An 8,536-nucleotide genomic window follows, 5' to 3' on the forward strand; every position below is an offset into this window, starting at 1 on the left:
CTCGGAGCAGAGGGACAGCAGCACCGCGAGCCCGGCCAGGGCGAGCACCGAGAGGACCGGGTCGTCGGCGAGGGTCTGCAACCAGCGCTCGGGCGCCGGTGTGAGCGAGCCCGCTCGGGGTGCCGCCCGGCCCGGCCGGTCGCGTCCGGCAGACTGGGCTCATGAGCGCACGAGTACGGGCCCCGGAGCTGCGTGGCCGGGGCTGGCTGAACACCGGCGGGCGGGACCTGAAGCTGTCCGATCTGCGCGGCAAGATCGTGGTGGCCGACTTCTAGTCGCACCTGACGATCTAACGAACTCGCTACACTCCGGCCGTGACTCTCACTCACGAGCCCTTGGACCCCTCTCGCTGCGCGGCGCTCTACCGCCGCCGCTCACACAAGAACGCCGAGGGCGACAACCGAAACGGCCGTTCCCTCGCCGAGCAGGAGGTCGAACTCCGCGACCTCGCCGCGCGTCTCGGGCTCGTCGTCGTCGCCGACTACGTCGAACGCGAAGGCACCGGCGCCTCTCGCTACTCGCTGAACGCTCGTCCCGAATGGGTCCGCGCCCTGGCCGACCTTCGTGCGGGCGACACCTTCCGTACCGTCCTCGTGTGGTCCCTTGATCGCGCCGATCGTCGCGGCGCTGTCGAGATCGGAAAGCTGCTCGACGAGCACGGCGACGGCTCCCGCCGCATCGTCGGCGTCGACGGCACCGACACGGGGGACGCCCGCCGCAGGCTAGAACTCATCATCCGCGCCGAACTTGCCAGAGAAGAGGTCGACAACCTCTCCAAGCGCGTTAGTCGAGCCAAGCGCTTTCGCCGTGCCGAGGGGACCTGGCTGGGCGGCCCGACACCATTTGGCACGCGCGTCGTAGACGGCAAGTTGGCCCATGATCCCGAGACGTACCCGGTCGCTCGCCGCATCGCCGACGAGCTACTCGCGGGCGAGACGATCTGGGCCGTAACGAAGCACCTCAATGACGACAGCATCCCGTCTCCGCGCGGCAAGTCTTGGGGCGTCGGTAGCCTCGCTGCCCTCGTCCGTTCGCCCGGCTGGGCTGGCCTCCAAAGCATCCGGAAGCGCACGCCCGTCGGTCGCTGGGCCTACGTCGCCGAGCCGTACCGCGACGGGCGCGGGCAGACCGTCAGCGTCGGCGAGGGGGTCGTCACGCCCGGCGAACGTGCCCGCATCCTTGCGGCGATCGACGGCCGCTCGGCGACCATGGCCCAACGCGGAACGTTCATCGAGCGTGGTGACCGTCGCTCGGCGGCACTCCTACGCGACGTTCTACGGTGCGATGAATGCGGCGGACGGACGCAGATCAGCGGTGCCTCTCACAAGTCCTACCGCTGTGGCGCAAACGGAAATGGTCATCCGTGCGACGGCTTTACCGCGCCCGTCCGCCAGACCGAGGAGGCCGTCTCGCTCGCGCTTCTTAGCCGCCTCGCCGCCCTGGAGCCCGGCGACCCTCTCCTCGAAGCCGTCGCCGACGCCTGGGTCGCTCGCGTCGCTCCTGAGGAGTTGGCCGCCCGCGACGCCGCGCAGGACGCCCTGGACGCCGCCCGCGCCGACCTCGCCCGAGTGCGCCGCCTCGTCGTCGCGGGCGCGTTCACCGATGAGGATGCCGCCGAGGTGATGCCGGAGCTGCGCGCGAAGGTCCAGGCCGCCGAGGAGGCCCTCGCCGTCATCCCCATCCCCGAGGCCGACATCTCGCCACTGCTAGGCCTGACGCAATCCGTCCCCGCGTGGTTCGACCTGCCCGAGGCCGAGCGTCGGGACCTCCTCGGCCTGGCTGTCGCCGAGGTGCGCGTCTCCCGCGCGTCGGGCCGAGGTATCCGGTTCCGCCCCGACGAGCGCCTCTTGATCGTCTGGGCCGACGGGGCCACGTCCCGGCCCGCGCCTGCCATTGACGAGCAGGCCGCCAAGGCAGCCGCGTACCTCGCCGAGCACCCCACGGCGACGGCCCGACAGTTGGCCCAGGTGATTGGACGCTCCGAGCGGACCGCCTACGACTACCTGCGCGCGGCCCGCGAGGGCCGACTCGCCCTCACCCGGTAACACCGCCAAATAGGACGGCCCCGGCGTCACGACTCTCACTCGTCGCCGGGGCCTAGATCAGGGAAAGAGCCCCTGACGTGGCCCAGAATCTACCCGACCCTGACGTTGACGGTCGACAGGGAATTCCTGGGGCGGGCAGCCTGACGATCCCTCGGCAACCAAAGGGCTCTGTCCCGGCGCAAGTACCCCATGCCCCCGACTGGCGCCCACGCTGGCCGGGGGGTTTCGCCCAGTCCGAGCGACGCTGACCCCACCGCAGGGATGCCTCTCGCTACGGTGGCGCGCATGGCAACCAAGGACGAGCGAGGGCGGAGCCTCTTTTACGTGTGCGGCGGGTGCGACGGCTGGGTGATCACCCGGTGGGAGCAAGCGCCGGGCTACGGGGTGGCCGGGCGGCCGGTACTGGGCGACGACCTCTGCGCCGTGGACGATCCTCGGGGGCGGCCCGCTATCCGGCTCTGGCACAAGTCATGCGCAGGCTTTGACGAGGCAGCTTGGGAGTCGGCTAGGGCGGCCTATCTCGCGTCCAAGGAGGCAGACGGCGTTGGCCTTCGTCGCGGATAGTGACGGAGAACGGCCAGTCAGGAGCGTGCGCGACCAGCTGACGCGTCGCCGTGATAGCCGTCGCCGATAGCGCCTCGCGCGCCGCTCGGCAAGCCGCACCGCGAGTGCCGCAACGTCCGCCCCGCGCTCGGCCATTTGCCGGGCCATGTCGAATATCGCCACCTCGACGTCGGCCGGCCGTCCGTCATCAACTGCAACCGTCACGACCTCGGCGACTGAACGATGCCCGACCACGCGCGGAAATTCGCGCTCGACGTACTGCTCGGTCATCTCGACCCTAATCGCTATGCCCCAACAACCCCGCCCGTTTCGGCGAGCCGCACACGCGTACGTCGGCACCGTCACGCCGCTTCCGCGACAACGCGTAAAGCTTGCTGCCGCCCGTCTCAACCATTGCCGAGCGGCGAATTAGCAACTGCCCCCGCCCTCAACGCACCCGCCTCGCGAGGAGCAACCCAACGGCCCTGGCGATTTAGCATGACCGAGTGACTCTCACTCACTCCCCGCTCGTCCGTTCCCGCGCGAGCATCCCCGATCTTGTCCACCGTCCTGGCCCTCGTCCGTCCGTCGGTATGGCCGCCACGATCCACGTAGGCGACGACGCTTACCCCGCCGTTGTGGTACGCGCGTCGGCAACCTCGGCTACCGTCCGCCGTGTCGAGGCCATCGGCGAGCGCCGGAACCGCGACCACACGGCCCTCGTCGGCCTCGGCGACCTGGCCGCGCCGGTAGGTCCGCCGGAGGTCTACCGCCTCTCGGGGGACCGCTACCAGACCCGCTCGGCCTTTCTCACCCTCGGCGAGGCTGTGTCGCGCACGCCGCTCTCTCCGCCCCCTCGGGCTGGCTGGGCACCCCTCGTGCGGCACGATGGACTCATGCAACCTCGCGTGCGGGCACCCGAACTAAGGGGCCGAGCCTGGCTGAACACCGGCGGCAAGGCCCTGACGATCGAATCGCTAAAAGGTCGTTGCACGATCCTGGACTTCTGGACCTTCTGCTGCATCAACTGCCTGCACGTGCTCGACGAGTTGCGCCCGCTGGAGGAGAAGTACGGCGACGTGCTCGTCGTGATCGGCGTGCACTCGCCTAAGTTCGAGCACGAGAAGGACCCGGACGCGCTGGCCGCCGCCGTCGAGCGGTACGGCGTCCACCACCCCGTGCTCGACGACCCCGAGCTGGAGATGTGGCAGCAGTACGCGGCCCGCGCCTGGCCCACCCTGTCGGTGATCGACCCCGAGGGCTATGTCGTGGCGACCATGGCCGGGGAGGGCCACGCCGAGGGGCTGGCCCGCCTGATCGACGACCTGATCGCCACCCACGAGGCGAAGGGCACCCTGCACCGGGGCGACGGCCCGTACGTGCCGCCGGCCGAGCCGGAGACCACCCTGCGCTTCCCCGGCAAGGCGGTGCTGCTGGGCGACGGCAATCTGCTGGTGTCGGACTCGGCCCGGCACTCGCTGGCCGAGCTGGCGCCGGACGGCGAGACGCTGATCCGCCGCGTCGGCGCCGGCACCCGGGGGCGGGCCGACGGTCCCGCCGGGGCGGCCACCTTCTCCGAGCCGCAGGGGCTCTGCCTGCTGCCCGCGCACGTCGCCGAGGTGGCCGGCTACGACCTGGTCGTCGCCGACACCGTCAACCACCTGCTGCGCGGCGTGCGTCTCGCCGACGGCGAGGTGGTCACGGTCGCCGGCACGGGCCGGCAGTGGCGCTCGACTGTCGACGACCACGCGCACGACGCGCTCTCCGTCGACCTCTCCTCGCCCTGGGACCTGGCCTGGTACGACGGCAGGGTCGTCGTCGCGATGGCCGGCATCCACCAGCTCTGGTGGTTCGACCCGGTGAAGCGCACCGCCGGCATGTACGCGGGCACCACCGTCGAGGCGCTGCGGGACGGCCCGCTGGCCGAGGCGTGGATGGCGCAGCCGTCCGGCCTCTCGGTCTCGGCCGACGGTGCCCGGCTCTGGGTCGCCGACAGCGAGACCAGCGCGATCCGGTACGTGGAGAACGGCGTCATGGGCACCGCCGTCGGGCAGGGGCTCTTCGACTTCGGCCACGTCGACGGGCCGGCGGCGGAGGCGCTGCTCCAGCACCCGCTGGGGGTGTGCGCGCTGCCGGACGGCTCGGTGCTGGTCGCCGACACGTACAACGGGGCGGTCCGCCGCTTCGACCCGGAGGGCGACCGGGTCTCGACGGTCGCCGACGGGCTCGCCGAGCCGAGCGACCTCGTGCTGACGCCGGCCGGCGAGGTGCTGGTGGTGGAGTCCGCCGCGCACCGGCTGACCCGGCTGGCCCCGGGCGCGCTCTCCGCCGCGGGGGCGAGCACGGTCGACGGGCCCCGGCTCCGCGCCGAGCGCCGGCCCACCGACGTGGCGGCCGGTGAGGTGGCCCTGGACGTGATCTTCACTCCCGCGCCGGGCCAGAAGCTGGACGAGACGTACGGCCCGTCGACGCGGCTGGTGGTCTCCGCGTCGCCGCCGGAGCTGCTGCTGGAGGGCGCGGGGACCGGCACCGAGCTGTCCCGCCGGCTGGTGGTGAACGGCGCCGTGGCCGGCGGCGTGCTCCAGGTGACCGCCCAGGCGGCGACCTGCGACGCGGACGTCGAGCACGCGGCCTGCCACCTGACCCGCCAGGACTGGGGTGTCCCGGTCCGGGTGGTCGAGGGCGCCGCCGCCCGGCTCCCGCTGGTGCTCAGGGGCCTGGACGACGCCTGACGTCGGCCGTCGGCCCCGGTCGTGCCGGCCGGGCTCCTTGCCCGCGCGCGTCGCGCCGGGCGGGCGGCCTGCCCCTCAGGCGAACGGCGCGGGCGTCACCCCGGCGTCGATGAGGGCGGCGCGGACGAGTTCGGCGCAGCGGACCGCGCCGGGGGCGTCGCCGTGCAGGCAGATCGACTCGACGGGGCAGGGGACGACGCTGCCGTCGACGGCGACCACCGTCCGTTCGGTGGCCATCCGTACGGCGCGGGCGGCCACCTCCTCCGGGTCGGTGACCAGCGCGCCGGAGGCGGTGCGCGGCACCAGCGAGCCGTTGGGCAGGTAGCCCCGGTCGGCGAAGCCCTCGGCGACGACCCGGAGCCCCGCCCCGGCGGCGAGCTGGGCGAGGACCGAGCCGGGCGAGCAGAGCAGCGGCAGTTGGTCGTCGTAGTCGCCGACCGCGGCGACCAGCGCCGCCGCCTGGGCCTCGTCGCTGGCGGCGGCGTGGTAGAGCGCCCCGTGCGGCTTGAGGTAGCGGACGCGGGTGCGGAACAGCCGGCAGAACGCGTCGAGCGCGCCGAGCTGGTAGGTGACCTCGTCGCGCAGCTCGGCGAAGGCGTACGCGATGTGCCGCCGGCCGAAGCCGGCGAGGTCGCGGTAGCCGACCTGCGCGCCGACGGCGACGCCGCGCGCGGCGGCGGCCTCGCAGACCCGCCGCATGGTGGAGGCGTCGCCGGCGTGGAATCCGCAGGCGACGTTGGCGGAGGTGACCAGGTCCAGCAGCGCGGCGTCGTCGCCGAGCCGCCAGATGCCGAAGCCCTCGCCGAGGTCAGCGTTGAGGTCCATGGAACCTGACCGTAGTCCCTGGGCGGGCCTGCGCGAGCGGGGTCACGTCGTCCACCACCCCGACGACGGGGTAGCCGCCGGTGGTCGGATGGTCGGCGAGGAAGACCAGTGGCTGGCCGTTCGCCGGCACCTGCACCGCGCCGAGCACGATGCCCTCGCTGGGCAGTTCCCCGGCCACCGCGCGGGGCAGGGCCGCGCCGGTGAGTCGCGCGCCGACCCGGTTGCTCACCGGGCTCACCGTGTACGCGCTGCCGAGCAGCCGGTCCAGCGCGGTCGCGGTGAACCAGTCGTCGCGGGGACCGAGTCGCAGCGTGAGCCGCAGCTCGGTCGGGGTGGGCGGCACGACGGTGACGTCCACGCCGGCGGGCGGGCCGGTGGGCGTCCCCAGGGGGAGCAGGTCGCCGTCGCGCAGCGGCGGCGGACCGAGCCCGGAGAGGGTGTCGGTGGCGCGGCTGCCGAGCACCGGTTCGACGGCGATCCCGCCGCCGACGGCGAGCCAGTTGCGCAGGCCGTCGCGGGGCGGGCCGATCCGCAGCACGGCGCCCGCCGGCACCGACAGCGGCCGTCCGACGTCGCCGGGTCGGCCGCCGACCCGTACGGCGGTGCCGGCACCGGTCACCGCGACCGTCGCGGCGCGGGGGAACCGCAGGTCGCAGCCGGTCATCGTGATCTCCAGGCCGGCGGCGTGCTCCGGGTTGGCGACAAGCCGGTTGGCCAGCCGCAGCGCGGCCGGGTCGAGCGCGCCCGACCGCGGCACGCCGAGGTGCGCCCAGCCGGCCCGGCCGAGGTCCTGGACGGTGGTCAGCGCCCCGGCGCGGAGCACCTCGACCGTCCCCGGTCCGGTCACGCGGCCACCAGGCGCACCCGGGTGCCGGGGGTGAGCCGGGCCGGCGGGTCGGCGCGCACGTCGAAGAGGGCCGTGGCGGTACGCCCGACCAGCAGCCAGCCGCCGGGCGAGGCCGTCGGGTAGATCCCGGCGTACGGGCCGGCCAGGGCGACCGAGCCGGCCGGCACCCGGGGTCGCGGGCTGGGCAGCCGGGGCACCGCCAGTTCGGCGGGGAGCCCGGTGAGGTAGGCGAAGCCGGGGGCGAAGCCGCAGAAGGCCACCCGGAAGTCGGTGCGGGTCAACCGCTCGACCACCGCGGCCACGTCCACGCCCCAGTGGTCGGCGACGGCGGGCAGGTCCTCGCCGTCGTACGTCACGGGGACCTCGACCGGGTCGGCGGCGGGCCGGCCGGGGGCGGGTGGCCGGGGCGCCCAGGTCGCGATGCGCGCCGCGGTCGCGGCCGGGTCGGGTACGCCGTCGAGCAGGACGGTGGTGGCCGCCGGCACGATCTCGTCTGCGGTCAGCTCGCCGCGTTCGCGCCGCCGCCACAGCTCGGCCCGCCACGCCTCGACGAGGCCGGCGGTCGCCCCGGGATCGGCGGCTGCTCGGTCGGCGGCGGGTGTCGGGGCCGCCTCCGGCGGGGTGCAGTCGAGCAGCAGGGCGTGCGCCCCGACGGGTCGGATCCGCATGTCGCCATACTTCCCGACGGGCCCGCCGGTACGGGGTCCGGCCGGTCGCCGTCCCACGTGACCGGACGCACTACTTGCAGGTAACCTACGGTGCCGTAACCTAAGATGGTGACCACCTCCGCACCGCTTCGACTGAAGCCGGTCGACATCGGCAAGCCCCGGATGCGCGGCTGGCTGCACACGTACGCGTTCTTCGTCGCTCTCGTCTGCGGGGTCGTGCTCAGCGCGGTCGCGGCCTCCCGGCCCGGCTGGGCACCCCTGGTGAGCTGCGTGATCTACAGCCTGACGGTGTGCGGGCTCTTCGGCACCAGCGCCCTCTACCACCGCCGGGTGTGGTCCGAGCGCGGCTACCAGATCATGCGCCGGATGGACCATTCGATGATCTTCGTGTTCATCGCCGGCACGTACACGCCGTTCTGCGTCCTGCTGCTGGAGCCCCGGCCGGCCGCGATCATGCTGTCGCTGGTCTGGGGCGGGGCGATCGCCGGCGTGGCGCTGAAGATGGTCTGGCCGCACGCCCCGCGCTGGGTCTCCGCGCCGCTCTACCTGGCGCTCGGCTGGGTCTCGGTGGCGATGCTGCCCGACATCCTCCACCAGGGCGGCGTGACCGCGCTGGTGCTGCTCGTCGTCGGCGGTGCGATCTACAGCGTCGGCGCGGTCTTCTACGCGCTGCGCCGGCCCAACCCCTGGCCCACCGTCTTCGGCCACCACGAGTTCTTCCACGCCTGCACGCTGGTGGCCGCGCTCTGCCACCACATCGCGATCTACTTCGCCCTGTTCGCCTGACCGGCCATCCGTTCCCGACTGCCCCGGGCCCGGGTCGGGCCGGGTCGGGCCGGGTCGGGCCGGGTCGGGCCGGGTCGGGCCGGGTCGGGC

General features: G+C 73.5%; 7 protein-coding genes. 3 read left to right on the forward strand and 4 right to left on the reverse strand.

From position 1 onward, the window contains the following. The first annotated feature begins 314 nt into the window (after window positions 1-314). The gene (locus ACWENR_RS27870) at window positions 315-2,045 is read left to right on the forward strand and encodes a recombinase family protein (RefSeq protein WP_452279919.1); all 1,731 of its coding nucleotides are present in this window, start codon (window positions 315-317) and stop codon (window positions 2,043-2,045) included. Window positions 2,046-2,513: 468 nt separating this feature from the next. Here the strand turns inward: ACWENR_RS27870 and ACWENR_RS27875 are convergent, their stop codons facing one another. Next, complete coding sequence (locus ACWENR_RS27875; protein ID WP_452279920.1) at window positions 2,514-2,879, reverse strand: hypothetical protein; 366 nt, start codon at window positions 2,877-2,879, stop codon at window positions 2,514-2,516. A 605-nt stretch (window positions 2,880-3,484) separates the two neighbouring features. Between ACWENR_RS27875 and ACWENR_RS27880 the strand changes: the two genes are divergently transcribed. Next, complete coding sequence (locus ACWENR_RS27880) at window positions 3,485-5,320, forward strand: NHL domain-containing thioredoxin family protein (RefSeq protein ID WP_452279921.1); 1,836 nt, start codon at window positions 3,485-3,487, stop codon at window positions 5,318-5,320. A 75-nt stretch (window positions 5,321-5,395) separates the two neighbouring features. Here ACWENR_RS27880 and ACWENR_RS27885 read toward each other — a convergent pair whose 3' ends face one another. The 3 genes from ACWENR_RS27885 to ACWENR_RS27895 are packed head-to-tail and all read right to left on the reverse strand — an operon-like array spanning window position 5,396 to window position 7,660. Then, a complete protein-coding gene (locus tag ACWENR_RS27885) occupies window positions 5,396-6,145 on the reverse strand; it encodes a LamB/YcsF family protein (protein ID WP_452279922.1) in 750 nt (249 codons plus the stop codon). Beyond that, the gene (locus ACWENR_RS27890; RefSeq protein WP_452279923.1) at window positions 6,129-6,992 is read right to left on the reverse strand and encodes a 5-oxoprolinase subunit C family protein; all 864 of its coding nucleotides are present in this window, start codon (window positions 6,990-6,992) and stop codon (window positions 6,129-6,131) included. Before ACWENR_RS27890 ends, ACWENR_RS27885 begins: the two co-directional genes overlap by 17 nt. Beyond that, window positions 6,989-7,660 carry a 5-oxoprolinase subunit B family protein gene (locus tag ACWENR_RS27895; RefSeq protein WP_452279924.1) on the reverse strand — a complete coding sequence of 224 codons (672 nt, stop codon included), beginning with the start codon at window positions 7,658-7,660 and terminating at the stop codon, window positions 6,989-6,991. The genes ACWENR_RS27890 and ACWENR_RS27895 overlap by 4 nt, the downstream gene beginning before the upstream one ends. 108 nt (window positions 7,661-7,768) lie before the next feature. Between ACWENR_RS27895 and trhA the strand changes: the two genes are divergently transcribed. Further along, complete coding sequence (trhA, locus tag ACWENR_RS27900; RefSeq protein WP_452279925.1) at window positions 7,769-8,446, forward strand: PAQR family membrane homeostasis protein TrhA; 678 nt, start codon at window positions 7,769-7,771, stop codon at window positions 8,444-8,446. Window positions 8,447-8,536: the final 90 nt, after the last annotated feature.

This window comes from Micromonospora sp. NPDC004336 (assembly GCF_053602615.1).

What these genes read in the sequence shown, in the direction of transcription:
- ACWENR_RS27880 (WP_452279921.1), top strand. Translation starts at nt 3,485, where the DNA reads ATGCAACCTCGCGTGCGGGCACCCGAACTAAGGGGCCGAGCCTGGCTG.
- ACWENR_RS27875 (WP_452279920.1), bottom strand. Translation starts at nt 2,879, where the DNA reads ATGACCGAGCAGTACGTCGAGCGCGAATTTCCGCGCGTGGTCGGGCAT.
- ACWENR_RS27885 (WP_452279922.1), bottom strand. Translation starts at nt 6,145, where the DNA reads ATGGACCTCAACGCTGACCTCGGCGAGGGCTTCGGCATCTGGCGGCTC.
- ACWENR_RS27895 (WP_452279924.1), bottom strand. Translation starts at nt 7,660, where the DNA reads ATGCGGATCCGACCCGTCGGGGCGCACGCCCTGCTGCTCGACTGCACC.